This window comes from Goodfellowiella coeruleoviolacea, from assembly GCF_024171785.1.
Classification (GTDB): domain Bacteria; phylum Actinomycetota; class Actinomycetes; order Mycobacteriales; family Pseudonocardiaceae; genus Goodfellowiella; species Goodfellowiella coeruleoviolacea.
In genome coordinates this window covers 20971-47632 of sequence record NZ_JAMTCK010000019.1, presented here as the reverse complement: position 1 = coordinate 47632, position 26662 = coordinate 20971, and the positions used below count along the sequence as shown (strand labels likewise).

Here is a 26662-nt window from a genome sequence, read left to right as displayed (position 1 = left end):
GGCAAGCGGGGTGGTACCGCGGGACACCCGCGTCCCGCCGTGTGTTCACGGCGGTGGCGCCCGGGTGTGTCGTCCCCGCGTGGCACCGGACACAGCACTTGGGTTCGGAGCCGTGCGAGTGAGACGACGACGGCAGAACCCGCGAGGAGTACCCCGATGGCGTATCCCAAGGCACACTGCGGTCCGCAGGGCGAGGCGGCCCAGGTACCGGCGCAACCGTCCTTCCCCGCGCTGGAAGGGGACGTGCTCGACTACTGGAAGTCCGACCAGACCTTCCAGGCCAGCGTGGCGCGCAACCCGGCCGGCGAGCACGGTGCCAACGAGTACGTGTTCTACGACGGCCCGCCCTTCGCCAACGGCCTGCCCCACTACGGCCACCTGCTGACCGGCTACGTCAAGGACGTGGTGCCGCGCTTCCACACCATGCGCGGCAGGCACGTGGAGCGCCGGTTCGGCTGGGACTGCCACGGCCTGCCCGCCGAGGTCGAGGCCGAGCGCCAGCTCGGCATCACCCGCAAGGCCGACATCGACGCCATGGGCGTGGCGGAGTTCAACGAGGCCTGCCGCACCTCGGTGCTGCGCTACACCGACCAGTGGCGCGACTACGTCACCAGGCAGGCGCGCTGGGTGGACTTCGACAACGACTACAAGACGCTCGACCTGAACTACATGGAAAGCGTCATGTGGGCGTTCAAGACCCTGTGGGACAAGGGTCTGATCTACGAGAGCTTCCGGGTGCTCTGGTACTGCTGGCGCTGTGAGACGCCGCTGTCCAACTCGGAGACCAAGCAGGACGACGCCTACCGGGAGCGCCAGGACCCGGCGGTGACCGTGGCCATGCCGCTGGAGACCGGCGAGCAGGCGCTGATCTGGACCACCACGCCGTGGACGCTGCCGGCCAACCTGGCCATGGCCGTGCACCCCGAGGTCGACTACGTCACGGTCGAGCCCAGCACCCGCCCCGGCGAGCGGTTCGTGCTGGCCGAGGCCAGGCTGGCCGCCTACGCCAGGGAACTGGGCGAGGACGTGGCCGAGCGCGTGGTGGCCCGCTACAAGGGCTCCGAGCTGCTCGGCCGGCGCTACACCCCGCCGTTCGACTTCTTCGTCGGCCGGCCCAACGCCCACCAGATCCTCGCCGCCGACTACGTGACCACCGAGGACGGCACCGGCATCGTGCACATCGCGCCGGCCTACGGTGAGGAGGACAAGGCCGTCACCGACGCGGCCGGCATCGAGGTGGTCACCCCGGTCAACTCCCGGGGCGAGTACGGCCCGGAGGTGCCGACCTACGCCGGCCAGCACATCTTCGACGCCAACAAGGAGATCATCCGCGATCTCAAGGAGCGGGGCCGGCTGCTGCGGCACGAGACCTACGACCACGCCTACCCGCACTGCTGGCGCTGCGACAGCCCGCTGATCCAGCGCGCGGTGTCGTCCTGGTTCGTGGCCGTGTCCAAGTTCCGCGACCGCATGGTCGAGCTGAACCAGCAGATCAACTGGGTGCCCGAGCACGTCAGGGACGGGCAGTTCGGCAAGTGGCTGGAGGGCGCGCGGGACTGGGCGATCTCCCGCAACCGCTACTGGGGCTCGCCGATCCCGGTGTGGGTCTCCGACGACCCGAACTACCCGAGGGTGGACGTGTACGGGTCGCTGGACGAGCTGGAGCGCGACTTCGGCGTGCGCCCGACCGACCTGCACCGGCCGCACGTGGACGAGCTGGTCCGGCCCAACCCGGACGACCCGACCGGCAAGTCGATGATGCGGCGCACCCCCGAGGTGCTGGACTGCTGGTTCGACTCCGGCTCGATGCCCTTCGCCCAGGTGCACTACCCGTTCGAGAACGCCACCTGGTTCGAGAACCACTACCCGGGCGACTTCATCGTCGAGTACAACGGCCAGACCCGCGGCTGGTTCTACACCCTGCACGTGTTGGCCACCGCCCTGTTCGACCGGCCGGCCTTCCTCAACTGCGTGGCGCACGGCATCGTGCTCGGCGACGACGGGCAGAAGATGTCCAAGTCGCGGCGCAACTACCCGGACGTCAACGAGGTGTTCGCCAGGGACGGCTCGGACGCCATGCGCTGGTTCCTGATGTCCAGCCCGATCCTGCGCGGCGGCGACCTGGTGGTGACCGAGCGGGGCATCCGGGACGCGGTGCGCCAGGCCGTGCTGCCGCTGTGGAACTCCTGGTACTTCCTGGCCCTCTACGCCAACGCCGGCGGCCGCGAGGGGGTGTGGCGCACCGACTCCACGCACGTGCTCGACCGCTACGCCCTGGCCAAGACGCACGACCTGGTGGTGGCGGTCACCGACGCGCTGGAGCGCTACGACCTGTCCGGCGCGTGCGGTCTGGTCCGGGACTTCCTGGAGGCGCTGACCAACTGGTACGTGCGCCGCTCCCGGGACCGGTTCTGGGCGGGCGACGCGGACGCCGTGGACACCCTGCACACGGTGCTGGAGGTGGTGTGTCGGGTGGCCGCGCCGCTGCTGCCGCTGACCACCGAGCAGGTGTGGCGGGGCCTGACCGGGGGCCGCTCGGTGCACCTGACCGACTGGCCCGACGCCGACCAGCTGCCGGCGGACACCGCCCTGGTGACCGCCATGGACCGGGTCCGGCAGGTCGCCTCGACCGCGCTGGCCCTGCGCAAGGCCAACAAGCTGCGGGTGCGCCTGCCGCTGGCGAAGCTGGTCATCGCCGCCGACGAGGTCGACTCGCTGGCGCCGTTCACCGAGATCATCGGTGACGAGGTGAACGTCAAGGAGGTCGTGCTCACCACGGACGTGGCCGCGCACGGCCACTTCCAGCTCGCGGTCAACGCGCGGGCGGCCGGCCCCCGGCTCGGCCCGGCCGTGCAGAAGGTGATCAAGGCGGTGAAGGCGGGGGAGTGGACACCCGGTGACAACAACACCGTGCTCGCCGCCGGCGTGGAGCTGTTCCCCGAGGAGTACGAGCGGCGGCTGGTGGCCACCGACCCGGCGGCCACCGCGGCGCTGCCCGGCAACACCGGCCTGGTCGTGCTGGACACCGAGGTGACGCCGGACCTGGCCGCCGAGGGCCTGGCCCGGGACCTGGTCCGGGTGGTGCAGCAGGCGCGGCGGGCCGCCGACCTGGACGTGTCCGACCGGATCACGCTGACCCTGGACCTGCCGGCGGAGGTCGCCGAGGCGGTGCGTCCGCACGAGACGTTCATCGCCGGCGAGACCCTGGCCGACGAGGTCGGCTACGCGTCGGTCGCCGTGGGCGACGGCGCGCCCGGGTTCGCCGGCACGGTCGGCGACGGCGCCAAGGTGGCGGTTGCCGTGGCGCGGCAGGAGAACGCCGTGCGCTGAGTGCTGAGCCCTGAGCCCTGAGCCCTGGGCGCTGGGCGCTGGAGCAGGTGCCGCTTCCTGACCGGGGAGCGGCGGGCGGGCGGTGCTGCCGGACCGGCGGCGCCGCCCGTCGTCGTTGTCCGTCCTTTGTGGACACCGTGGGCCGCCGCCGGCCGAGGCGGGCGGAACGGTCCACTGTGGTCTGTTCCGGGACTCGGTCGGACCGGGCCGCCGGCGGTCGCGGGAGCACTCCCGATCGTCCTCAGTGGCCCAGTCGGGTGGTGGCCGGGAAGAATGGGGCGCACGGGACAACTGGAGGTGGTGTGGGCGAACTCGGGGTGGTGCTCGGGGTCGGAGCCGCGGTGCTGCTGGTGTCGGTTCTCGCGGTGCGGTTCTCCACCCGGCTGGGATTGCCCTCGCTGTTGCTCTACCTCGCCATCGGTCTGCTGCTCGGCGAGGGCGGCTTCGGCATCCGCTTCGACAACGCCGCGCTCACCCAGTCGCTCGGCATCGCCGCGCTCGTGCTGATCCTCACCGAGGGCGGGCTGACCACCCGCTGGCAGGAGGTCCGGCCCGCGCTCGGCTTCGGCCTGCTGCTGTCCACAGTGGCCGTGGGCGTCAGCATCGTGGTCACCGGGGCGGCCCTGCACGTGCTGCTCGGCCTGGACTGGCGGCTGGCCCTGCTGTGGGGCGCGGTGCTGTCCTCCACCGACGCCGCCGCCGTGTTCAGCGTGCTGCGCGGGGTCGGCGTGAGCCGCCGCCTGATCGGCGCGCTGGAACTGGAGTCGGGGCTCAACGACGCGCCGGTGTTCATCGCCGTGGTGCTGCTGGCCTCCGGCGAGTCGCTCAGCTGGACCGCGCCCCTGGTGGTCGGCTACGAACTGCTCGCCGGCGCGCTCATCGGCGTGGCCCTCGGCTGGCTGGCCGCGGTGGGGCTGCGGCACGCCGCGCTGCCGGCCACCGGCCTGTACCCGCTGGCCACGGTCGCGGTGTGCGTGCTCGCCTACGGCGTGGCCGACCTGGCGCACGCCTCCGGCCTGCTCGCCACCTACACGGCCGGCCTGGTGCTGGGCAACGCCCGGCTGCCGCACCGCGCGGACACCCTGTCCTTTGCCGAGGGGCTGGGCTGGCTGGCCCAGATCGGCCTGTTCGTGCTGCTCGGGCTGTTCGCCACGCCGAGTCGGCTGCTGCACACGGTGGCGCCCGCGCTGGTGGCCGGCCTGGTGCTGCTGGTGCTGGCCCGGCCGCTGTCGGTGCTGCTGTCCACCACCCCGCTGCGCATGCCCTGGCGGGAACAGGTGTTCCTGTCCTGGTCCGGGCTGCGCGGGGCGGTGCCCATCGTGCTCGCGCTCATCCCGCTCACCCAGGGCCTGCCCGGCGCCCAGGAACTGGTGGACGCGGTGTTCGTGCTGGTGGTGCTGCTCACCCTGGTCCAGGGCGGCACCCTGCCGATCGTGGCGCGCTGGCTCGGCCTGGTCGAGCGGGCACAGGCCCGCGAGGTCCAGGTGGACGCGGCCCCGCTGGACCAGCTGCGGGCCGAGCTGCTGCAGATCCGCGTTCCCCGCGGTTCCCGGCTGCACGGCGTGTACCTGTCCGAGCTGCGCCTGCCCGCGGGCGCGACCGTGAGCCTGGTGGTGCGGGGCGACCAGGGGTTCACCCCGCAGCCCACCACCCGGCTGGAAGAGGGCGACCAGCTGCTCGTGGTCGCCACCGAACAGGCGCGGGAGGCCGCGGAGAAACGCATCCGCGCGATCGACCGGGCCGGCCGCTACGCCCGCTGGCGTGGTGAGTCCGGCGCCTGAGCGGCACCCGCCCGCCCCGCCGTGATCGTGATCGTGATCGTGATCGTCCCAGGATGTGAGCGGTGGTGGCGGGTGCGTCGACCGGTCGGCTAGCGTCACCGGCAAGGTCATGAGCGCCAGCGCCAAGCCCCGGCTCGCTGGCCGGCAACCCTCCTACCGCGGTGGGGTGCCCCGGGTGAGGACCTGGTCCGTCGCGACCGCGACGGGCAAGCGCGGGCCCCTCGGGGTCCCCCGGACCCGAGGAGACCAGTCCATGTCGCTCGTTCCCACCCAGGCCCGTGTCGAGCGGGCGGCCGCACCCGAGGTCGCGATCCCCGCGGTGGTCGGGGCCGACCTGACCGTGCCCGTGCTCGGCGGCGGCAGCCGGGAGTACGCCAACCTGGACCACGCGGCCAGCGCGCCGTGTCTGGCCGCGGTGCGGCAGGCCGTGGACCAGCTGCTGCCGTTCTACGCCAGCGTGCACCGCGGCGCCGGCTACGCCTCCCAGGTGTGCACCGCCGTGTACGAGCAGGCCAGGCAGGCGCTGCGCGCCTTTGTCGGCGCCCGGCGCGGCGATGCCGTCGTGGTCACCCGCAACACCACCGACTCGCTGAACCTGCTGGCCAGGGCGGTGCCCTCGGGCACGTCCGTGGTGCTGTTCGACACCGAGCACCACGCCGCGCTGCTGCCGTGGCGCGGCCCGAACGTGCACCGGATCGCCACCCCGGCCGCGGTGGACGCCGCGCTCGCCGAGCTGGACCGGGCGCTGCGGGCCTGCCCGGTCGGTCCCCGGCTGGTCGTGGTCACCGGCGCGTCCAACGTCACCGGCGAGGTGTGGCCGGTGGCCCGGGTGGCCGAGGTGGCCCGCCGGCACGGCGCCCGGGTGGCGCTGGACGCCGCCCAGCTGGCCCCGCACCGGCCGATCGACATGCGCGAGCTGGACGTGGACTACGTGGCCCTGTCCGGCCACAAGCTGTACGCGCCGTTCGGGGCCGGCGCCCTCGTCGGCCGGGCCGACTGGCTGCAGGCGGCCAACCCCTACCTGGCCGGCGGCGGCGCCACCAGCCAGGTCACCGACCTCGGCGACCGGCTGGGCGTGGCCTGGGCCAGGGTGCCCGAGCGGCACGAGGCCGGCTCGCCCAACGTGGTCGGCGCGCACGCGCTGGCCGTCGCCGTCGACGAGCTGGGCCGCAACTGGGCCGGGGTGGTGCACCACGAGCGGGCGCTGACCGCCCGGCTGCGCGCCGGCCTGGCCACCGTGCCCGGGCTGACCGAGCTGAGCCTGTTCGGCCCCGACCACGACCGGGTCGGCGTGGTCAGCTTCACCGTGGCCGGCCACGACGCCGGGCTGCTGGCCGCCGCGCTGTCCGCCGAGCACGGCATCGGCGTGCGCGACGGCGCGTTCTGCGCGCACGTGGCCACCACCCGGCTGCTGCGCAGGGCCGGCGCCGGGGAGAAGCGGGCGCTGCGGGCCAGCCTGGGCCTGGGCACCACCGCCGAGCACGTGGACCGGCTGGTGGCCGCGCTGCGCGCGCTGGTCAGCACCGGCCCGGCCGGCGAGTACCAGCTGCGCGACGGCCGGTGGGCGCCGGTGGCCGACGACCGGCCGCTGCCCGCGTCGCTGCTCGGCCGCTGAGTGGTTGGGGCTGGTCAGCCGGGGGCACGGTGACCGCGAGCCGGCTGGTTGGGACAATGGCCGGGTGAGCACCGAACGCAGCGCCGAACACGACGCCGAGCAGGCCGACCACCCCGACCCGCCGGCCGGCGCCACGGTCGAGTCGGCCAGCACGCCGGGAAGCCGGCCGCTGCCGCCGCGCCGGGTCTGGCTGCTGGCGCTGGCCGCGCTGCTCGTGCTCGCGCTCGACGTGATCACCAAGGTCCTGGTCGCCGCCACCCTGGAGGTCGACCAGCAGGCCGGCGCGGCCCCGCCGAAGCTGCTGGGCGGCCTGGTCTACCTGTCGGTGCTGCGCAACCCGGGGGCGGCCTGGGGCCTGGCCTCGGGCATGACCCTGGTGCTCGCGGTGGTCGGCCTGGCCGTGGTGGGCTTCATCATCTGGATGGCGCCCCGGCTGCGCTCGGTCGGCTGGGCCCTGGGCCTGGGTCTGATCCTGGGCGGCGCCATGGGTAACCTGAGTGACCGGCTGTTCCGGGCGCCGGCCCCGCTGCAGGGCCACGTGGTGGACTTCATCTCCGTGTTCAGCCCCTACGGCCACACCTTCCCGGTGTTCAACGTCGCGGACTCCGGGCTGACCGTGGGTTGTCTGCTGATCGTGCTGATGGCCCTGCTGCAGCGGGACTACGACGGCACCTCGGCCAGGGACCGCAGGACAGGCGACGCGAGCGAGGGCGGGGCAACGGCGTGAGGCGCACGCCGACCCCGGTGATCACGAGGGGGATGCGCACCCGATGAGCGGGTACCGAACGCTGCCGGTGCCGGACGGGCTGGACGGCCTGCGCGTGGACGCCGGCCTGGCCAAGCTGCTCGGCCTGTCCCGCACGGTGGTGGCGACCCTGGCCGAGACCGGTGACGTGCTCGTCGACGGCCAGCCGGTGGGCAAGTCCGACCGCCTGGTCGCCGGCAGCGTGCTGGAGGTCACCCTGCCCGAGCCGGAGCGGCCGGTGCAGGTGCAGGCCGTGCCCGTCGAGGGGCTGGCCGTGCTGCACGAGGACGACGACGTGGTGGTGGTGGACAAGCCGGTCGGCGTGGCCGTGCACCCCAGCCCGGGCTGGACCGGGCCGACCGTGGTGGGCGGGCTGGCCGCCGCGGGCGTGCGCGTGGCCACCTCGGGCGCGGCCGAGCGGCAGGGCGTGGTGCACCGGCTGGACGTGGGCACCACCGGGGTGATGGTGGTCGCCAAGAGCGAGCACGCCTACTCGGTGCTCAAGCGCGCGTTCAAGGAACGCACCGTGGACAAGATCTACCACGCGCTGGTGCAGGGCCACCCCGACCCGACCAGGGGCACCATCGACGCGCCCATCGACCGCCACCCCAAGCACGACTACAAGTTCGCGGTGGTGGCCGGCGGCAAGCCCAGCGTCACCCACTACGAGGTGACCGAGGCGTTCCGGGCCGCGTCCCTGGTCGAGGTGAAGCTGGAGACCGGGCGCACCCACCAGATCCGGGTGCACTTCGCCGCCCTGCGCCACCCGTGCGTCGGCGACCTGACCTACGGCGCCGACCCGGAGCTGGCCCGGCGGCTGGGTGTGGCCCGGCAGTGGCTGCACGCGCACACCCTGGGCTTCCACCACCCGGCCGACGGCCAGTGGGTGGAGTTCAGCAGCGCCTACCCGGCCGATCTGGCCGCCGCCCTGGAGAAGCTGCGCGCCGAGAGCTGACCGGCCCGAGCGGGAAGATCACCACATCGGGTGGCGGCACTGGAGTGCCATAGCGCTGCGGCGCCACTCTGGCGCTATGGCCTCAATTCAGATTCGAGACATCCCGGAAGACGATTACGAGATCATCCGCAAACGGGCGCGGGCTGCCGGGAAGTCGATCCAGTCCTACATGCGCGACGAAGTGATCGCGATGGCGCGGCGGCGAAACAAGGCGGAAGTCATGGCCGCCATCGAGAGCACGCTTGCCAAGTACCCTTCCCCCGACCTTGGCCATCACGGACATCGCCGCGGACATCCGGGAGTCGCGTGGTGAGTGACGCTGAAGTCGTCGTTGACGCGTCAGCGCTGGCGTCGGTGCTCATCAAGCCGGACACGGACGACCTGAGGCAACGGTTGGCAAGCACGGTTTGTCACGCTCCCCACCTCGTCGACGCCGAGGTGGGCCAGGTGTTGCGCCGGAAGGAGCGCATGGGCCAGATTTCCGCAGAGGTCGCGGCCACCGGGCTCACCGCACTGCGACAGATCGTGGATGAACGCTATCCACACGGCGGACGTCTGGCCGACCTCGCATGGCAGTTGCGGCGAACGGTCAGTTGCCACGATGGGCTGGACGTCGCTGTGGCCACTGTCGTGGATGTCCCACTGATGACCGGAGACGTGAAACTGAGCAAGGCGCCGTCGCTACCCTGTCAGATCTACCTCATTCGGTGAGGCACTCTGGGGTACCCGTCGGTCAGTTGACGATGGTCCAGGTCAGCGAGTGCTGGTCGGCGTCCGGGCGGGGGCTCCAGCGGACCGCGCTGATCTGGAGGTCCTCGGGCAGCACGTAGACGGTGTGGCCGCCAGCGGTCTCGCCGGGCTGCACGCCGATGCGGTGCGGCGGCCGGGAGGACAGCGACACCGGCGCCTTGGACACCGTGCGCCCGTCCGGGGTGAGCAGCACCAGGTACAGGTCGGGCAGGGACGAGAACGGCACGCTGCCCCGGTTGGTCAGCTCGGTGTGCACCACGACCGCGCGCTCACCCTCCTGCAGGCGGTAGCCGGCGGCGGTGAACAGGAAGTCGGCCGGGTCCACCACCTCGACCAGCAGGATGGACAGCCGCTCGCCCTCCAGGCCCTCGGTCTCCAGCGCGGTGCCCACCGTCGCGGTGCGCGGGCCGGCCGGGCGCGGACCGGCCGCGGCCGGCGGGCCCGCCGGGCGGCCGTGCTGGTCGCCGCGGGCCCACGCCGAGGTCTGCGGCGGTCCCCAGGTGGCCATCGGGTCGGCGGCCGGGAACGGCGTGCTGGCCGGGCCCACGTGCTGCTGCGCCGGCGGGTACTGCGGTGCCGGCTGGGGGGCCGCTGGCGGGGCGTACGGGCCGGACGGACTGCCCTGGTTGGGGGCGCCCGGGTAGGTGCCGGACGGGGTGCCGTGCACGTTGTACGGGCCGGACGGGCTGCCGGGCTGCTGCCGGTAGGCGCCGCTGGGCGTGCCGTGCACGGTGTAGGCGCCGCTGGGCGTGCCGTGCGTCGGATGGGGGCCGGACGGGCCGCCCTGCGCGGGCAGCGCGCCACTGGGCGGGCTCATCGGCGGCATGGGCACGGCCCCGGGCTGGTTGGGGCCGCCGTAGCTGCCCCACGCCGCCGCGTTGGCCAGCGCGGTGCGGATGCCGTTGGGGTCGCACTCCACGCCCACCAGCAGGGGCAGGCCACTCGCGGAGAGCGTGATCAGCCGCACCGCCGCCTCGCGGGGGTCCAGGCCCAGCCGCGCGGCGATCTCGTGCACGGCGGCGCGGCCTGTTTCCGCGATCATGGCGAGCAGGCGGGCATCAGTGGGATCGGGGGCGACCACAGCAGGTCACGCTACCCGGTCCGGCCAGATCACCGCGCTGGTGCCCGGTCATCAGGCCCGGCCGTGGGGGTGAGCACCACCGCGACCGCGCTGGTGACGCCGGTCACGCCAGGTCACGCCGGCCGGTCGATCGCCGGCATGACCTGGGCCGCCGCGCGTTACTCCGCCGCCCGGACGCGAACCAGGTCGGGACTCCCGCTCAGCACAGGGCGTCCAGCAGGGTGAGGTCGGGCGGAACCAGGGTGGCGGACAGCACCAGTTCGCGCAGCAGGTTGTCGTTGAGCGCGTTGCCCACCGGCTCACCGACCTCCTCCCGGCGCAGCCCGTGCACCCCGCGCGCGGACAGCCGTGCCCGCACGGCGGCCACCGTGTGCTCGACCCGCTTGGCGCTCCAGTTCGCGCCCGGCTGCAACTCGGCCAGGATCTCCGCGGCCTGCTGGCGGGACAGCGGCTGCGGGTTCGCCTCGTGCAGCAGGTAGCGCTGCCCGAGCACCACCAGCACCAGGTGTTCGTCGGGGGTCAGCCGCCACGCCTTCGGCGGCTGGGTCGGCGCGCCGTGCTGGATCGCGGGTCGTCCGCCGTCCCAGCCCACCACGTACATCTCCAGCAGGTGTTCCCGGTCCCGGGAACCTCGGATGAACAGCGGGGTGTAGCCCTCCGGCAGCGGGACGGGGTCCTCGTCCCGGAACAGCCACCGCGCCCTGGGCAGGCGGATGGGCAACCGCCCGGTGTTGCTGACCCACCAGCGGCCGCCGCGGTGGGTCAGCACACCGTGCGTGCGGCTGACCCGCAGGTCGGTCTCGCCCACGCAGACGTCGACCTCGGGGCGGTTGCGGCCGAACCGGATCGTCCGCCCCTCCACCGGCTCGACGGTGAGCTTCCCGGAGAGCGAGAGCGCGACAACCGCACCAGGGGCGGTGTGGGGCACGCCCCGGGCCAGGGTTTCGCGTGTCATGGCACCCTCCTCGACTCCCACTCGCTGATGGCGGTCAGTGTCACCGGAGCCCGCCGGGACCCCTCCCGGTGCTGCCCCGGCGCTGGCGCGGGCACCGTCGCCGGGTGGTCAGCGCGGCAGCTTGGCGGCGGCGGCCTCGGCCAGGCTGGTCGCGGCGGCGCAGTACTCGGTGCCGGGCCGGTCGCCCTTCACGGTCAGCACCACCAGCTCGACCGTGGTCCGCCGCGGTAGGTTCGCCGGTTCGTGCAGCACGCTGACGGTGCAGCTGGTGCTCAGGTCGGTGTCCAGCCGGACGAACGCGTCGTGGTCACCCAGTCGGGTTGACTCGCCCTTGATCGGTTCCTGCGCCGCGTGCTGGTCGTAGCGGAGGTTGATCTCGGTCCGGCTGACCAGGCTGTACCACTTGCACGCCCAGTTGCCGAAGGCGTTCACCGCGGAACCGCTGTCAACGCCGGGCAGCACGGTCAGCGCGCTGTCGTCCAGCAGCTGGCAGGCGTCCACATTGGCCAGTGACTCGGCGGGGAACGGCGCGGCGCGCCGCGGGACGGGGCCCCGGCGCAGCGTGCTCTCCACGGTGTCCAGTGCCACGTCCGCTATGGCGCACAGGTCCACCGGAGGAGCGGGCAGCTTCGCGCTCACCCGGACGCCGTACTTGTCGTCCGCCGGCATGGTGCGGTCGCACTCGTCGCTGTTCGACGGCTCCTCCACCACCTCGAACGGCTCGCCCCGAACCGGGTGCGACTTGCGCGTGACCAGCTGCACCTCGACGTCCACCGGCTCGCGGGCGCCCACGTTGACCAGCACGTCGCAGCGGTTGAAGTTGCCGTAGCTGGTGTGCACCTCCGCCGGGCCGAACCGCTCCAACGCCTTGCGGTCGAGCAGCCCGCAGGGGTTGGCCATGCGCTCGTCCACGACGAGCGCGGAACCGGGCGCGGCCGCCCCACCGGGTTCGGGTGGCGGGTCCAGCGAGATGAGGACCACGCCGCCCACCGCGGCGGCCAGCACCACCACCGCGACCGCCTGGTACAGCGGACGACGCCAGAGCGGAGTGCGTCTGCCGCGGGAGTGGACCACCGGGGTGGGCGCCTCCCACTCGCCGACGATCTCCCCGAGCCGCTGCCGCACCTGGGCGGCGGTTGGCCGCCGGCTCGGCCGGGCCGCCAGCATCTCCGCCAGCAGCGGAGCCAGCGGGCCGGCCCGGTGCGTCGGGAGGAGTTCACCCCGGCGCGCCCGGTCGAGCACCTGTTCCGGCTCGGCCGCGCCGAACGGCGAGGCGCCCTCCACCGCGGCGAACAGCGTCGCGCCGAGCGAGAACACGTCGGACGCCTCGGTCGCCGGCCGCCCGGCGGCCACCTCGGGCGCGGCGTAGGCGGGGGTGCCGCTGAACTGCCCGTCGCTGGTCTGCGTCACCTCGCGCCAGATGGAGATGCCGAAGTCGGTCAGCTTCGCGAAGTCGTGCTCGTTGACCAGGATGTTGCCCGGCTTCACGTCCCGGTGCACGATGTTCTTGGCGTGGATGGCGTCCAGGGCCGCCGCGATCTGCATGCCGATCCGCGCCACGCGTTCCGGTGGCAGCGGGCCGGTGGTGGCGAGAATCCTGTCCAGGCTGTCCGCCGGCGAGTACTCCATCACGAGCCAGCACTCGTCGCCGTCCACCGCGTCGAAGACCGAGATCGCGTTCGGGTGGTGCACCTGCGCCGCGGTCTGGGCCTCCCGGCGGAACTGGAGCCGATCGGCCTGACTGGCCACCGCGTGCGGGCGCTTGAGCGCCACGGTCCGTTTCAGCTTCCTGTCGAACGCCGTCCAGACGACACCGCCGGACCCCGAGCCTCGGGCGTCTTCGAGCTGGTACCGCCCGTCAACCACGTCCCCCGTGCGCACTCTGCGTAGTCTAGTCGTCGCTGTGGCGTATTGGGACCGGTCCCAACGGACCCCTGCCATTCTGCCGGCGTGCTGGAGCCGAACCCGAGGGTGGTGGCGGATCGGGACCACGTCCGCCGCCGGGCATTCCCGGTGAGCCGCCTGGTCACGAGCGCTCTGCCGGGTTGTTCCGCGACCGCCTGACCCCGTTCCGCGTCGGCACACCGAATTGGTCCGGCACTCCCTACCAGAGGAGGAGGTTCGATGAGGCGGTCTCATCGCGCCGTTGTGGTGACCGCGCTCGCGTTCGCGGTCTCAGGTGCGTACCACCCGGTGGCGTCGGCGGTGGGTGCTGCGTTGCCGGTGGTGGGTGTGGTGGCGAGTGGGGACGACGGGAACGTCCCGGCCAACACCGTGGATGGGGATTTCGGGACTCGGTGGTCGGCGGAGGGGGAGGGGGTGTGGATTCGGTATGACCTGGGGTCGTCCCAGGTGGTGGGGTCGGTGTCGGTGGCGTGGCACAAGGGGGACACGCGGCGGGACACGTTCGATGTGCAGGTGTCCGAGGACGGGTCGTCGTGGGTGACGGTGGTGTCGCGGCGGACCAGTAGTGGGAGCAGTTTGGGGTTGCAGGACTACGACTTCGCCGATCGCGCTGGGCGGTACGTGCGGATCGTGGGCTATGGCAACACCTCCAACGACTGGACGAGCATCACCGAGGCCAGGATCAACGGCCGGGATGCGGACGGCGGCACCTGCACCTACCCCAGCGATGTGGTGGATCTGACGAACTGGTATGTGGGGTTGCCGATCGGGGAGGAGGAGAGTCCGACCAATGTGGAGCAGCCGGAGTTGGCGCGGTTTTCGGTTGATCCGTGGTTTCGGGCGACCGGGGATTGTGCCGCGGTGCAGTTCCGGGCGGCGGTGAACGGGGTGACGACCAGTGGGTCGAAGTATCCGCGGTCGGAGTTGCGGGAGATGACGGATTCGGGGGCCAGCAAGGCGAGTTGGTCGTCGACGTCGGGTGTGCACACGATGGTGATCGATCAGGCGATCACGGCGTTGCCGGCGGGTCAGTCGGTGGTGGTGGCTGGTCAGATCCACGATGCCAGTGATGACGTGTCGGTGTTCCGGTTGGAGGGCAGCAAGCTCTACGTGACCAACGGGGACACGTCGCGGTACAGGTTGGTGACCGATGACTACGTGTTGGGGACGCGGTTTCAGGCGAAGTTCGAGGTCAGTGGTGGGCAGATCCGGGCGTACTACAACGGGGTGTTGCAGACCACGATCTCGAAGAGCTTCTCGGGTGGGTATTTCAAGGCGGGTGTCTACACCCAGGCCAACTGCTCGAACTCCTCGCCCTGCAGTGCGGGCAACTACGGCGAGGTGCGGATCTACGACCTCACCGTGACGCACGACGACGGTGACCAGGGGCCCGCTCCTGGGCCTGGCCGTGTCGTCAACGTCGCCACCTCCAGCCAGTTGCGGAGCGCGTTCAGCGCCGCGCAGGCCGGGGACCGGATCGTGCTCGCCGACGGCGAGTACACGATCGGCACGATGACCGGCAAGAACGGGACCGCCAGCCAACCCATCACCGTGGTCGCGGCCAACCGGGGCAGGGCCGTGGTCACCGACGGGCAGCTGGAGGTGGCGAACTCCTCGCACGTCACCTTCGAAGGTCTGAAGTGGACGAACAGCGACACGGTGAAGATCACCAGTTCGAACAACGTCCGGTTGACCCGCAACCACTTCCGGCTCACCGAGGACTCCTCGCTGAAGTGGGTGCTCATCGGCGGGGCGAACAGCCACCACAACCGGATCGACCACAACCTGTTCGAGGAGAAGCACCAGCTGGGGAACTTCATCACGATCGACGGATCGGACACCCAGCAGTCCCAGCACGACCTCATCGACCACAACCACTTCCGCGACATCGGTCCGCGCGCGGAGAACGAGATGGAGGCCATCAGGGTCGGCTGGAGTGAGATCTCCCGGTCCAGCGGGTTCACCGTCATCGAGTCCAACCTGTTCGAGAACTGCGACGGCGACCCGGAGATCATCTCGGTGAAGAGCAACGACAACACCGTCCGCTACAACACGTTCCGCACCTCACAGGGCACGTTGTCGCACCGGCACGGCAACCGGGGCACGTTCCACGGCAACTTCTTCCTCGGTGGCGGCAAGGCGGGCACCGGGGGAATCCGGGTCTACGGCCAGGACCACAGGATCTACAACAACTACTTCGAGGGCCTGACCGGCACCGGCTACGACGCCGCACTGCAACTGGACGGCGGTGACGTGGACACCTCGGGCGCGCTCAGCGCGCACTGGCGCGTCTACCGGGCGACGGTGGTGAACAACACCTTCGTGAACAACGTGTCCAACATCGAGATCGGGGCCAACTACAAGCTCGCGCCGGTCGACTCGGTCCTCGCCGACAACGTGGTCACCGGCGGGAGCGGCAAGCTGTTCAACGAGATCAAGGCACCGGTGAACCTCGGCTACGCTGGAAACATCGCGTGGCCGACCGGCTCGGCGACCGTTGGCGTCAGCAAGCCCACCGGCGCGATCCGGACCGTGGACCCGCTGCTGGTCCGCGAGGGATCGGTGTACCGGATCGGCCCGCGGAGCCCGGCGATCGACGCCGGCACCGGCGGTCACCCGTTCCTGACCGACGACATGGACGGCCAGGCGCGTGCCGGCGGCACCGACGTCGGCGCGGACGAGCTGTCCTCGGCCGCGGTCACCCGGGGTCCGCTGAGCGCGACCGACGTCGGCCCGGCAGCCGCGTAGCGACGCGGCGACCCGAGCAGCGGAACGGGGCCCGGGGACGCCTGACCGCCCGGGCGTGTGTCGGGCCCTGTTCCTCACTGCGGCTTGGCGGACCGGCGGCGGACGAACCGGCCAGCTGTGCGCGGCCGCCGCGGTCGTCACCCCGCCCGACCGCGACCTGCTGGTCGAGGCGGCGCCGGAACAAGCCGGACAACGGGAACGCCGCGCCGCGGCGGGCCTGGGGCTGGTGGTGCTGCTGGCCGCCCGGTGCTGGCCGGGCTGCGGGTGGCGGTCAGTCGGGGGAGCCGGGGGTCGTGGCCGCGCCGGACCGGTGGACCAGCAGGATGTCGTGGGCGTGGTTGATCGTGACCGTGCCGTCCGGTGCGGTGAAGTGGCTGGTCACGTAGTCGCGCAGGGCCTGGCGGCTGGGCAGGTCGCGCTGCTCGGCGAGGGCGGGGACGTTGAGCATGAACTCGGCCACCTGGACCGCGTCGGCCAGGCTGGTGGTCCGGTAGCGGTTGGTGATGCGGTCCAGGGTGGTGTCCGCGACGAGGTCAGCGCACCGCTCGGCCAGTGCCCCGGCCAGACCGGGCAGGTCGAACCGGGCTCCGGTGAAGTGCGCCACCATGCGCATGCAGTCGTTGTCCGGGGCCTGCAGCAGGAGGACGAGCGTCCCGCCGGGGCTGACCCAGGTCAGGACGCGGCGCACCAGCGGAACCCAGTCGGATTCCGGCAGGTAGTAGAGCACGTGGGAGCACAGCGCCAGGTCGGCCTGGACGTCGTCGAGGACCAGCTGGTGCACCGGTTCGGCGTGGATCTCGGCGGTGGGACAGGCCCGGCGCAGCGCCTCCCGCATGGGCGCGCTCGGCTCGACCGCGACGGTCCGGGCGAAGTACCGGGCGAGGTGCCCGGTGGTCCCGCCCTCACCGGCGCCGACGTCGAGGAACACCGTCCGCCGGGGCAGCCGCTCGACCAGCCGGTTCAGGTACTCGTGGGTGCGCACCTTCTCGTCGGTGCCGGCCAGGAACAACTCGAAGGCCCGGCGGTAGTCCGCCCCGGTCACGTCCAGCACGCGCACCGAGTCGGCGGCATCCGGCAGCAACGCCACGTCGTCCCCTCTCCGCTGGTCTCGCTGACAGGCACAACACGTCACTGTGTTGCTACCACCAGTAGACCGGGGAGGGGCGAGCCCGGGCGGAAAACCCCCTGAACGTGTGGCGCGCGCTCGGTCGTCGATCTCCTGACCGTGCCCTTGCCCGACCCGCACCGCCCACCGTCGGCCGGATCCTCGCTAGTGCCGCCGCGGACCCCACCGGCGTTGTCACCCGTTTGGGCCTGCGTGAACTGTCAACTCGGGGGGTTTGCAAAGTCGACTCGCGGGGCGGGGGGTGCGCCCCCGCCCCGCCCGGCCCGTGCGGGTCACTCCACGATGCAGCCGATGCCCAGGATGCCCTTGAGTTCGCCGATGAAGCCGCCGGAGGTCTCCACCGAGTAGTCGTCCACGGCGAGCATGATGTCCTTGGCGCCGATCTTGAGCTTGATCCGCACCGGGGTGTTGCCGGGGTGCGCCTGGAAGGCCCGCTTGAGGTCGTTGAGCAGCGGGCGCTTGACCTTGCTGCCGTCCAGCTGCAGCACCAGGGGCGGCTCGGCGTCCACGCCGGCCTCGATGGCGCTGATGTCCAGCGGCACCACGCCCGAGCCGAAGATGGACATCTTGTCCTCGCGCCAGTTCACCCGGCCCTTGATGGCCACGGCCGCGTCCTCGACCAGGTCGGTGGCCAGCACGCTGTAGGCCTTGGGGAAGAACAGCACCTCGACCGAGGCGTCCAGGTCCTCCACGGTGGTGATGGCCCACGGCTCGCCGTTCTTGTTCACCCGGCGCTCCATCGAGGAGATCATCCCGGAGATGATCACCTCGCCCTCGCTGGGCGGGTCGGCCAGCAGTTCGGCGATCGACCGGGGGGCGTGCTTGCGCAGGATGCGCTGGGCGCCGTCGAGCGGGTGGGCCGACACGTACAGGCCCAGCATCTCCCGCTCGTAGCCGAGCATCTGCTTGCGCGGCCACTCCTCGTCGGTGAGCTTGAGGTGGGCCAGGGGAGAGGCGTTGGCCGCGGCGTCGGCCGAGTCGTCGCTGCCGAACAGGTCGAACTGGCCCATGGCCTCCTGCCGCTTGAGCGGCACCACCGCGTCCACGGCCTCCTCGTGCACCTGCATCAGGGCCAACCGGGTGTGCCCGAACGAGTCGAACGCGCCGGCCTTGACCAGCGACTCCAGCACCCGCTTGTTGCAGCAGACCAGTTCGGACTTGTCCAGGAAGTCGGCGAAGGAGGTGTACTTGCCCTTCTTCTCCCTGGTCGCGATGATCGAGTCGACGACGTTCGCGCCCACGTTGCGGATCGCGCCGAGCCCGAAGCGGATGTCCTCGCCGACCGCGGCGAAGCGCTGCGCCGACTCGTTGACGTCCGGCGGCAGCACCTTGATGCCCAGCCGGCGGCACTCCGACAGGTAGACCGCGGACTTGTCCTTGTTGTCACCCACCGAGGTGAGCAGCGCGGCCATGTACTCGGAGCGGTAGTTGGCCTTGAGGTAGGCGGTCCAGTAGGAGATCAGGGCGTAGGCGGCGGCGTGCGACTTGTTGAACGCGTAGCCGGCGAACGGCAGGATCGTGTCCCACAGCGCCTTGATGGCCTCGTCGGAGAAGCCGTTGGCGCGCATGCCCGCCTGGAAGCCCTCGAACTCCTTCTCCAGCACCTCCTGCTTCTTCTTGCCCATCGCCTTGCGCAGCACGTCCGCGCGGCCCATGGAGTAGCCGGCCACCTTCTGCGCGATGAACATGATCTGCTCTTGGTAGACGATCAGACCGTAGGTCTCGTCCAGGATGTCCTTGAGCGGCTCGGCCAGCTCCGGGTGGATCGGCTTGACCTCCTGCCGGCCGTTCTTGCGGTCGGCGTAGTCGTTGTGCGCGTTCATGCCCATCGGGCCGGGCCGGTACAGCGCGTTGACCGCGATGATGTCCTCGAAGCTGGTCGGCTGCATGCGGCGCAGCAGGTCGCGCATGGCCCCACCATCGAGCTGGAACACGCCCAGGGTGTCACCGCGGCCGAGCAGCTGGTAGGTGGCCGGATCGTTGGTCTGCAGGGTGTCCAGGTCGATGTCCTCGCCCCGGTTGGCCCTGATGTTGTCGATCGCGTCGCCGATGATCGTCAGGTTGCGCAGGCCGAGGAAGTCCATCTTCAACAGACCGATGGCCTCGCACGACGGGTAGTCCCAGCCGGTGATGATCGAGCCGTCGTCGCGCTGCCACAGCGGGATCGCGTCCATCAGCGGCTCGGAGGACATGATCACCGCGCAGGCGTGCACGCCGGCGTTGCGGATCAGGCCCTCCAGGCCGCGCGCGGTCTCGAAGATCCGGGCCACGTCCTGGTCGGTCTCGATCAGGTTGCGGACCTCGGCGGCCTCGCCGTAGCGCTCGTGGGTGGGGTCGACGATGCCGGACAGCGGGATGTCCTTGGCCATGATCGGCGGCGGCAGCGCCTTGGAGATCCGGTCGGCGATGGAGTAGCCGGGCTGGCCGTAGTGCACCCGGGCGGAGTCCTTGATCGCCGCCTTGGTCTTGATGGTGCCGAAGGTGATCACCTGGGCGACCTTGTCGTGGCCCCACTTCTCGGTGGCGTAGCGCACCATCTCGCCGCGCCGGCGGTCGTCGAAGTCGGTGTCGATGTCCGGCATGGACGCGCGCTCGGGGTTGAGGAACCGCTCGAACAGCAGGCCGTGCGGGATCGGGTCCAGGTTGGTGATGCCCAGGGCGTAGGCGACCAGCGAGCCGGCGGCCGAGCCACGGCCGGGGCCGACCCGGATGCCCACCTCGCGCGCGTGCCGCACCAGGTCGCCGACCACCAGGAAGTAGGACGGGAAACCCTTGCCGGCGATCACGTTCAGCTCGTACTCGGCCCGCTCGACGTAGCCGTCCGGGATGCCGTCCGGGAAGCGGCGGTGCAGCCCGGCCATGACCTCCTTGTGCAGCCAGGTCTCCGGGGTCTCGCCCTCGGGCACCGGGAACACCGGCATCCGGTCGCGCAGCGTCCACACGTCCTCGTAGGACTCCACGCGCTCGGCGATCAGCAGGGTGTTGTCGGTGGCGCCGGGCACCTCGGCGTCCCAGTACTCGCGCATCTCCTGCGCGGACTTCAGGTAGTAGCCGTCGCCGTCGAACTTGAACCGGTTCGGGTCGGACAGGGTCTTGCCGGACTGCACGCACAGCAGCGCCGCGTGCGAGTCGGCCTGGTCCTTGGTGACGTAGTGGCTGTCGTTGGTGGCCAGCGGCGGCAGGCCCAGCTTGCGGCCGATCTCCAGCAGCCCCTCGCGGACCCGGCGCTCGATGGACAGCCCGTGGTCCATCAGTTCGAGGAAGAAGTTCTCCTTGCCGAAGATGTCCCGGTAGTCCGAGGCGGCCTGGATCGCCTCGGCCTCCTGGCCCAGCCGCAGCCTGGTCTGCACCTCGCCGGACGGGCAGCCGGTGGTGGCGATGATGCCCTCGGCGTGCTCGGCGACCAGCTCCCGGTCCATCCTCGGCTTGTAGTAGTAGCCCTCGATGCTGGCCCGGCTGGACAGCTTGAACAGGTTGCGCAGGCCGGTGGCGTTGGCGGCGACCATGGTCATGTGCGTGTACGCACCGCTACCGGAGATGTCGTCACCGCGCTGGCTGGGGTCGCCCCAGAACACCGGCTTCTTGTGCGCCCGGTTGGTCGGGGCCAGGTAGGCCTCGATGCCGATGATCGGCTTGATGCCGGTCTTGCGGGCCTGCTGGTAGAACTCGTCGGCGCCGTACATGTTGCCGTGGTCGGTCATGCCCACCGCCGGCATCCCCAGCCGCTGCGCCTCGGCGAACAACGGGGCGATCTTGGCGGCCCCGTCGAGCATCGAGTACTCGGTGTGCACGTGCAGGTGGACGAAGGACCCGTCAGACACCGGCAGCTACCTCCCAGACGTTGTGGACAGCAGGTGTGGCGACACCGGCCACGAGTGCTGGCTAGGAGCCTAGTCCCCGCCGGCCCGCCACCCGTGGCCCCACGCCGGCAGCGGCCCGGCCCGCCGGGGGAGCGCCAGCCCGGTCGGGTTCGTCCCGGTTCGGCGCCGGCCGGCCGCCGCTCGGGTGAACCGGGGTGTGCGGCGAACGGGCGCACCGGCCGACGCCGGCTGGTCCGGTTGGCGCAATGCTCGTGTCGGCGGGCACCAACCCGCGCGGCGGCACGTTGGTGTTAACGGGGTTAACCAAGATGGCCGGTGGTGGTTGTCCCGCCGGCCGGACCCCAGTGCGACTGTCGACGAGGAGATTCCTGATGCGGGGAACGCCGACCACCGAGGTCCGGTGGCTCGATGAGAGCTTCACGAACGATCCCTACGCGCTCTACGCGGAGCTGAGGAAGTCCGGGCCCGCCCACCAGGTGGTGCTGCCCAGCGGTCTCAAGGTCTGGCTGATCACCGGCTACGAGGAGGCCAGGGCGGCGCTGGCCGACCCCAGTGTGAGCAAGGACGGCCGGGCGTTCCAGGCGGTGTTCGACAAGCACGTCACCAACCCGGCGGAGCGGGGCGAGTTCGCCGACGTGCTCAGCGCGCACATGCTCAACAGCGACCCGCCGGACCACACCCGGCTGCGCAAGCTGGTCACCAAGGCGTTCACCGCGCGCCGGATCGAGCAGCTGCGGCCCAGGATCGAGGAGATCACCGCGGAGCTGCTGGACCAGATGGCCGGCAAGGACGAGGTCGAGCTGCTGGACGCGTTCGCCTTCCCGCTGCCCATCACGGTGATCTGCGAGCTGCTCGCCGTGCCCATGGACGACCGCGACGCGTTCCGCGACTGGTCGAACACGATCATCAGCGGCAGGGGCGACGACGCGATGCGGGACGCGTCCATGGCCATGGCCGGCTACCTCACCCAGCTGATCGCGCACAAGCGGGCCAACCCGGGCGACGACATGTTCAGCGCGCTGATCCAGGCCAGCGACGAGGACGACCGGCTCAACGAGGCCGAGCTGATCTCCATGGCCTTCCTGCTGCTGGTCGCCGGGCACGAGACCACGGTGAACCTGATCGGCAACGGCGTGCTCGCCCTGCTGCGCCACCCCGACCAGCTGGCCGCGCTGCGCGCCGACTTCGGGCTGCTGCCCAACGCCATCGAGGAGTTCCTGCGCTACGAGGGGCCGGTGAACACCGCGACCCTGCGGTTCACCACCCAGCCGCTGCGGCTGGGCGAGGTGGTCATCCCGGCCGAGGAGATCGTGCTGGTGGCGCTGGCCTCGGCCAACCGCGACCCGGGCAGGTTCGCCGACCCGGACAAACTGGACATCACCCGCCCCACCAGCGGGCACGTGGCCTTCGGCCACGGCATCCACTACTGCCTGGGCGCGCCACTGGCCAGGCTGGAGGGGGAGATCGCGATCAGGCGGCTGCTGGAGCGGTTCCCCAACCTCCGGCTGGCCGCCGACCCGGTCGAGCTGAGCTGGCGGGGCAGCACGATCGTGCACGGCCTGCGCACGCTGCCGGTGGGCCTGGCCTAGGGCGGTCCGGCCGAGGGGTGCGGTCGGCGCCACCGGCCGGCCGCACCCGGGCCGCTACAGCGGGATGGCCGCGGCGTACTGCGGCACCAGCCGCGCGCCCAGGGACTTCTTCAGGTGGGCCAGCTTCTTGCCCATGATCACGCCGTGCCGGCCGGACTCGGCGGCCCAGCGCACGGTCTCGCCGTAGAAGTGGAAGTACAGGTCGGCCCGGCCGCCGTCGTCGACCGGCAGGGCCGACCAGGCGCGCACCACCGGCCAGTTCGGGTGGTCCAGGACCAGGGCGGCGGCGACCAGCCGGCCGGTGGCGCGCTCCTGGTAGCGCAGCACGAGCACGTCGGGCTGGCGCAGCAGGCGGGTCAGGTAGCCGGTGAACTGGGGCAGCGGCACGATCGGCACGTCGTGGTGCTTGCGCTCGTTGTGCCGCAGCAGCGCGGCCAGCCGCACCGGGTCCACCTCGGCCCCGGGCAGCATCGCCACCTCCAGTGCCGGATCGGCGCGCACCGCCTCGGCGATCCGGCGCAGGTTGTGCCGGCGCTTCTTGCCCAGCCCGGCCAGCCAGTCCTCGGTGCCGGCCAGGCCGGCCGTGTCGATCACGCCCACGTCCTCGGTCCGGCGGACCAGCCGGAACCGGCCGGCCAGCCGCGCCACCCCGGCCTCGGGGACCTGCCGGACCAGCAGGCCGCGCAGGCCGGCGCCCAGCTCGCGGCGCATCACCGGGACGTACCGGGTGAGCAGCCGCCCGCACCCGGCGTCGGCCCCGTCGGCGTCCGCGAACCACCAGCCGGGCACCGCGCTGCTGCCCGGCGAGCGCACGTCCAGGCCACCCAGCCGGCCGCCGCGCGTCGAGGACACGAACCGGTGGCGGCGGCTGTGCGTGCTGATCCAGGCCGCGGCCACCACCGCGGCCGGCGCGCCGCCGTCGCGCAGCACCACCACCGGCTGCGGCGTGCGCGCGCACCACGCCTGGGTCACCAGCACCTCCCAGGCCCAGTCCGCGCGCAGCCCGGCGCGCTCGCGCAGCGCCGACCAGTACGCCGGTTCCGGGTCGAACCGGGGGTCGAGCACCTCGACGTCCACGCTCATCCGCACACCGGCCTCGGTGCCGCGACCACGCACAGCGGGCGCAGGGTGAACCCCAGGGACGCCTTGACCTCGCCCAGCCCCCGCCCGGAGGAGACCGACCGGCGGCCGTGCTCGACCATGTGGCCGACCACCCGGGCGAACGCGTCGAAGTACAGGTGCTGGCGCCCGCCCTCGTGCGGGGCCAGCGCGGCCCAGTGCTGGTGCAGCGGGGTCTCCGGGTGGTCGAGGATCACGGTGAAGGCCAGCAGCCGGCCGGCGCGGTCGTGGTAGGTGCCGGTGACCACGTCCGGCCGGCGGACCAGCGCGTGCAGGTAGTCGGGGCAGACCGGGCTGCGCCAGTCGAAGCGGACCCTGCCGAACTTGGCGCGGTGCCGGCGCAGCAGCCCGGCCAGCTCGGCGCCGGACAGGTCGTCGCGCTCCGGCGCGAACCGCACCACCAGGTCCGGATCGGCGGCGATCTTGCGGATCTGGCCGCGGATGCTGTGCCGCCTGCCCCGGGACAGCGACGAGATCCACTCGGCGACGCTGCCGAAGGCGTTGTCCAGCACGGCGGTGCCGGCGGCCGGGCGGACCAGCCGGCCGGCGCCGGCCAGCAGCGGCGCGTCCGCCGGCGGGACGTAGCGGTACAGCACCCCCAGGCAGCCCACCCCGACGAACCGGCACACCGCCCGCTCGGCCGCGCGCAGCGCCTGCCGCCGCGCGGCCGGCGCCAGGTCCTCGGCACAGGCCCAGCCGGGGAACCCGGACAGCCACGGCTGGTGCACCTCCACCCAGCGCGGCCCCCACCGGGCCGGCCCGCCGACCGGGCCGGGCGCGTCCGGCCGGCCCAGCCCGGGCCGGGCGATGGTGGCGGCGACCGCGGTGACCACCCGCGCGCCCCGGCGGACCACGGCCAGCAGGTTGGGGCTGCGCGCCGCCGCGGACTCGACCCCCATCAGGCCGTAGTCCCAGGGCACGGGCAGCCGCTGGGCGGCGCGGAACTCCGGCCAGCCCTCGGGTTCCGGGTCGACGCGCGGGTCGTGCACGGTCACGGTGAGGTTCACCGGCCCATCACCGGCCTCGGCACGGCCACGGTGGACAGCTCGCGCCGGCCGAAGCCGAGCGCGGCCTTGCTGTCCAGCAGGGTGCGGCCGGCGGTCAGCTCCGGCCGGCCCCGCTCGATCACCTGGCGCACGCAGTGCGCGTAGCAGTCCAGGTACAGGCCGGGCCGGCCGCCCGCGCCGACCGGCAGGTCGGCCCAGTGGCCCAGGGCCGGGCTGACCGGGTTGTCCAGCATCGTGTTCAGCGCGAGCAGCCGGCCGGCGCGGTCCCGGTAGACGCGGGTGGTCACGTCCGGGCGACGCACGAGCAGGTCCAGGTAGGCGGCGGAGACCGGGCTGCGGGTGTCCAGGTGCAGGCCGGCGAGCCGGGATCGCTGCCCCTCCTGCCAGGCGCGCTGGTCCTGGCGGGCCCGGTGCGCGTTGAGCAGCACGGCCAGTTCGTGGGCGTCCAGGTCGGTGCGGCCGGTGGCGGTGCTCACCTCGACGGTGTCGTCGGCGGCGATCTCGGCCATGCGCCGCCGCAGCGCCGGGGACAGCGTGTCCTGCCAGTCGGCGAACCGGGTCCACCGGTTGCGCAGCACCGCGGTGGGGTCGATGCGCCGGCTGATCCGGCCGGGACCGTCCAGCACCGCCACGAGGTCGTCGGTCATCGCCCGGTACACCACCCCGAGCAGGCCGGGCCCCAGGTGTCGGGCCAGCTCCCGCTCGAACAGGCGCAGCCCGTCCCGGCGCGCGGCCACGTCGAGGCTCTCGTGGAACACCGCGGCCGGGCAGCCGCTCAGCAGCGGCAGGTACACCTCGGCCCACCGGGGCCGCAGCCGCCGGGTGCGCTCGCGCGGCGGCGGGGCGAACCGCTGCTCCCGCCAGGTCCGGCACACCATCACCGACAGCGCGGCCACCACCCGGGTCCGGTCCCGGAGCACGGCAAGCACCGGCGGGTTGCGCGCGGTCCACGCCTCGGCGCGCAGCAGCGGGTAGTCCCACACCGGGTGCAGGTTGGCGCGGCGCCGGAAGTCCGCCCAGCCGGACGGTTCGGCGTCCACTCGTGGGTCCACAATGGACACGGACAGGGTCATCCGCCCATCACCGGCCTTGGCACGGCCACCGAGTACACGGCGCGGGTGGCGAACCCCAGGGTGCGCTTCACGTCCAGCAGGCCACGGCCGGAGGACAGCCGGGCGCGGCCGTGGCGCACGGTGTAGCGCACCGCCCGGACGCAGTTGTCGAAGTACAGGTTGGGGCGGCCGCCGTCGGCCTCGCGCAGTGCCGCCCAGTGCTGGGACACCGGGGTGTGCGGGTGGTCGAGCATGGTGTGCACGGCGAGCAACCTGCCGTCCTGGTCGTGGTAGGTCAGGGTGTGCACGTCCGGCCGGCGCAGGAACCGGTCCAGGTAGGCGGCGGCGACCGGGGTGCGGGGGTCCATCGGCAGCCGGCCGAACCCGGCGCGGTGCCGGTTGATCAGGTGCGCGATGGCCACGGCGTCCAGGTCGTCGCGGCCGGGGCCGCCCCGGATCACCAGGGTCGGGTCCGCGGCCAGGGCCCGCTGCTGGCGGCGCAGGCCGCCTCGGCGGCTCTTGGACAGCGAGGCCAGCCACTCCTCCTCGGTGGCGAACCGGTTGTCCAGCACCGCCGCCGGGTCGGTGCGGCGCACCAGCCGGCCCCGCCCGGCCAGCACCGGCACCAGGTCCGCGCCGATCGCCCGGTAGAGCAGGCCGAGCAGGCCGGGGCCCAGCCGGCGCGGCAGCGCCCGCTCGACCGCGCGGGCCGCCGCGCGCCGGCCGTCCTGGTCCAGCCCCGGCGCGAACACCACGCCGGGGAACCCGCTCAGCCACGGCTGGTAGACCTCGGCCCACAGCGGCCGGGGCCAGTGGGGCCGCCGCCGGGGCGGCGGCGCGTACCGGGGTGCCCGCCACGACCGGCACACCATGACCGACATCGCGGCCACGATCCGGCCGGCCTGGCGCACCAGGGCGAGCAGCGGCGGGTTGCGCGCCAGCCACGCCTCCAGACCCATCAGCTCGTAGTCCCACACCGGGTGCAGTTGGCTCGCCCGCTGGAAACCGGGCCAGTCCGGTGGCTGCGGGTCCACCCGGGGATCGAGCACGCACACCGCCGTCACCGGGACCGCCCACCGCGCG

Annotated in this window: 18 protein-coding genes and 1 riboswitch; of the genes, 9 read left to right on the top strand and 9 right to left on the bottom strand. The window is 72.4% G+C overall.

Going from position 1 to position 26662, the window contains the following annotated elements:
• Window positions 1-156 precede the first annotated feature (156 nt).
• From ileS to LX83_RS32505, 7 genes are all read left to right on the top strand, one after another.
• Complete coding sequence (ileS, locus tag LX83_RS32535) at window positions 157-3330, top strand: isoleucine--tRNA ligase (RefSeq protein WP_253778418.1); 3174 nt, start codon at window positions 157-159, stop codon at window positions 3328-3330.
• Between the two features lie 302 nt (window positions 3331-3632).
• The gene (locus LX83_RS32530; protein WP_253778416.1) at window positions 3633-5111 is read left to right on the top strand and encodes a potassium/proton antiporter; all 1479 of its coding nucleotides are present in this window, start codon (window positions 3633-3635) and stop codon (window positions 5109-5111) included.
• Between the two features lie 105 nt (window positions 5112-5216).
• Window positions 5217-5330: riboswitch (SAM riboswitch) on the top strand.
• 34 nt (window positions 5331-5364) lie between these two features.
• The gene (locus LX83_RS32525; RefSeq protein WP_253778414.1) at window positions 5365-6726 is read left to right on the top strand and encodes an aminotransferase class V-fold PLP-dependent enzyme; all 1362 of its coding nucleotides are present in this window, start codon (window positions 5365-5367) and stop codon (window positions 6724-6726) included.
• A 64-nt stretch (window positions 6727-6790) separates the two neighbouring features.
• On the top strand, window positions 6791-7453 hold the full coding sequence (gene lspA, locus LX83_RS32520; protein ID WP_253778412.1) for a signal peptidase II: 663 nt from the start codon (window positions 6791-6793) through the stop codon (window positions 7451-7453).
• Window positions 7454-7496: 43 nt separating this feature from the next.
• Window positions 7497-8426 (top strand): RluA family pseudouridine synthase, encoded by a 930-nt coding sequence (locus LX83_RS32515; protein ID WP_253778402.1) that lies wholly within the window; start codon window positions 7497-7499, stop codon window positions 8424-8426.
• A gap of 76 nt (window positions 8427-8502) precedes the next feature.
• Window positions 8503-8739, top strand: coding sequence for a BrnA antitoxin family protein (locus LX83_RS32510; RefSeq protein WP_253778400.1), 237 nt, complete (start codon window positions 8503-8505; stop codon window positions 8737-8739).
• Window positions 8736-9137 (top strand): type II toxin-antitoxin system VapC family toxin, encoded by a 402-nt coding sequence (locus LX83_RS32505; RefSeq protein WP_253778398.1) that lies wholly within the window; start codon window positions 8736-8738, stop codon window positions 9135-9137. The genes LX83_RS32510 and LX83_RS32505 overlap by 4 nt, the downstream gene beginning before the upstream one ends.
• Before the next feature lie 22 nt (window positions 9138-9159).
• Here LX83_RS32505 and LX83_RS32500 read toward each other — a convergent pair whose 3' ends face one another.
• The 3 genes from LX83_RS32500 to LX83_RS32490 form a co-directional block, all read right to left on the bottom strand.
• Window positions 9160-10218 (bottom strand): AsnC family protein, encoded by a 1059-nt coding sequence (locus LX83_RS32500; RefSeq protein WP_253778396.1) that lies wholly within the window; start codon window positions 10216-10218, stop codon window positions 9160-9162.
• Window positions 10219-10456: 238 nt separating this feature from the next.
• Window positions 10457-11212 (bottom strand): FHA domain-containing protein, encoded by a 756-nt coding sequence (locus LX83_RS32495; RefSeq protein WP_253778394.1) that lies wholly within the window; start codon window positions 11210-11212, stop codon window positions 10457-10459.
• A 108-nt stretch (window positions 11213-11320) separates the two neighbouring features.
• On the bottom strand, window positions 11321-13093 hold the full coding sequence (locus LX83_RS32490; RefSeq protein ID WP_253778392.1) for a serine/threonine-protein kinase: 1773 nt from the start codon (window positions 13091-13093) through the stop codon (window positions 11321-11323).
• Window positions 13094-13336: 243 nt separating this feature from the next.
• On the opposite strand from LX83_RS32490, the gene LX83_RS32485 reads away from it, so the two are divergent.
• The gene (locus tag LX83_RS32485; RefSeq protein WP_253778390.1) at window positions 13337-15865 is read left to right on the top strand and encodes a chondroitinase-B domain-containing protein; all 2529 of its coding nucleotides are present in this window, start codon (window positions 13337-13339) and stop codon (window positions 15863-15865) included.
• A gap of 271 nt (window positions 15866-16136) precedes the next feature.
• Here the strand turns inward: LX83_RS32485 and LX83_RS32480 are convergent, their stop codons facing one another.
• Both LX83_RS32480 and dnaE read right to left on the bottom strand, forming a co-directional pair.
• Complete coding sequence (locus LX83_RS32480; RefSeq protein ID WP_253778388.1) at window positions 16137-16952, bottom strand: class I SAM-dependent methyltransferase; 816 nt, start codon at window positions 16950-16952, stop codon at window positions 16137-16139.
• Window positions 16953-17263: 311 nt separating this feature from the next.
• The gene (gene dnaE / locus LX83_RS32475) at window positions 17264-20812 is read right to left on the bottom strand and encodes a DNA polymerase III subunit alpha (protein WP_253778386.1); all 3549 of its coding nucleotides are present in this window, start codon (window positions 20810-20812) and stop codon (window positions 17264-17266) included.
• 371 nt (window positions 20813-21183) lie between these two features.
• Between dnaE and LX83_RS32470 the strand changes: the two genes are divergently transcribed.
• Window positions 21184-22401: a cytochrome P450 family protein gene (locus LX83_RS32470; RefSeq protein ID WP_253778384.1), complete on the top strand. Its 1218-nt coding sequence runs from the start codon at window positions 21184-21186 to the stop codon at window positions 22399-22401.
• Between the two features lie 54 nt (window positions 22402-22455).
• On the opposite strand, the gene LX83_RS32465 is transcribed toward LX83_RS32470, so the two are convergent.
• From LX83_RS32465 to LX83_RS32450, 4 genes are read right to left on the bottom strand one after another with little or no spacing between them, the layout of a single operon-like run.
• Window positions 22456-23478 (bottom strand): GNAT family N-acetyltransferase, encoded by a 1023-nt coding sequence (locus LX83_RS32465; protein ID WP_253778773.1) that lies wholly within the window; start codon window positions 23476-23478, stop codon window positions 22456-22458.
• Window positions 23479-23480: 2 nt separating this feature from the next.
• Window positions 23481-24527, bottom strand: coding sequence for a GNAT family N-acetyltransferase (locus LX83_RS32460; RefSeq protein WP_253778382.1), 1047 nt, complete (start codon window positions 24525-24527; stop codon window positions 23481-23483).
• Window positions 24524-25600 (bottom strand): hypothetical protein, encoded by a 1077-nt coding sequence (locus LX83_RS32455; RefSeq protein WP_253778380.1) that lies wholly within the window; start codon window positions 25598-25600, stop codon window positions 24524-24526. The genes LX83_RS32460 and LX83_RS32455 overlap by 4 nt, the downstream gene beginning before the upstream one ends.
• The gene (locus tag LX83_RS32450) at window positions 25597-26643 is read right to left on the bottom strand and encodes a GNAT family N-acetyltransferase (RefSeq protein ID WP_308204098.1); all 1047 of its coding nucleotides are present in this window, start codon (window positions 26641-26643) and stop codon (window positions 25597-25599) included. Before LX83_RS32450 ends, LX83_RS32455 begins: the two co-directional genes overlap by 4 nt.
• Between the last annotated feature and the right edge of the window lie 19 nt (window positions 26644-26662).

Coding starts and splice junctions, on each gene's coding strand:
- LX83_RS32510 (WP_253778400.1), top strand. CDS start 8,503: ATGGCCTCAATTCAGATTCGAGACATCCCGGAAGACGATTACGAGATC.
- LX83_RS32470 (WP_253778384.1), top strand. CDS start 21,184: ATGCGGGGAACGCCGACCACCGAGGTCCGGTGGCTCGATGAGAGCTTC.
- LX83_RS32485 (WP_253778390.1), top strand. CDS start 13,337: ATGAGGCGGTCTCATCGCGCCGTTGTGGTGACCGCGCTCGCGTTCGCG.
- LX83_RS32495 (WP_253778394.1), bottom strand. CDS start 11,212: ATGACACGCGAAACCCTGGCCCGGGGCGTGCCCCACACCGCCCCTGGT.
- LX83_RS32525 (WP_253778414.1), top strand. CDS start 5,365: ATGTCGCTCGTTCCCACCCAGGCCCGTGTCGAGCGGGCGGCCGCACCC.
- LX83_RS32515 (WP_253778402.1), top strand. CDS start 7,497: ATGAGCGGGTACCGAACGCTGCCGGTGCCGGACGGGCTGGACGGCCTG.
- LX83_RS32455 (WP_253778380.1), bottom strand. CDS start 25,600: ATGACCCTGTCCGTGTCCATTGTGGACCCACGAGTGGACGCCGAACCG.
- LX83_RS32500 (WP_253778396.1), bottom strand. CDS start 10,218: ATGATCGCGGAAACAGGCCGCGCCGCCGTGCACGAGATCGCCGCGCGG.
- ileS (WP_253778418.1), top strand. CDS start 157: ATGGCGTATCCCAAGGCACACTGCGGTCCGCAGGGCGAGGCGGCCCAG.